Origin of the sequence: Penaeicola halotolerans (assembly GCF_016464625.1) — a bacterium.
Classification (GTDB): domain Bacteria; phylum Bacteroidota; class Bacteroidia; order Cytophagales; family Cyclobacteriaceae; genus Penaeicola; species Penaeicola halotolerans.
In genome coordinates, this window is sequence record NZ_JAEAGO010000264.1 from 1 (window position 1) to 228 (window position 228).

The window sequence follows — 228 nt, forward strand, 5'->3', positions numbered from 1 at the left end:
AAGCTATTGAGAGAATAAAATATTGGCTAGAAGGTTATATTTTTGGAGCCTTTAAAACTAAGCAATAAAGCGGCAATTGAATGAAATTTGAACTAAAGGCACAAGATCCGTAAAGTAAAGCAAGGGCTGGCGTAGTCAGTACAGACCATGGGGATATTTTGACGCCTATATTTATGCCTGTGGGGTCTGCTGGTACGGTGAAGGCTGTCCATCAGCGAGAGCTCAAGC

The 228-nt window shown here is 42.1% G+C and carries 1 pseudogene; it reads left to right on the top strand.

What is annotated here, in order from left to right:
- Nucleotides 1-80: 80 nt before the first annotated feature.
- Nucleotides 81-228: pseudogene (gene tgt, locus I5349_RS14215) on the top strand (tRNA guanosine(34) transglycosylase Tgt); the annotation flags it as partial.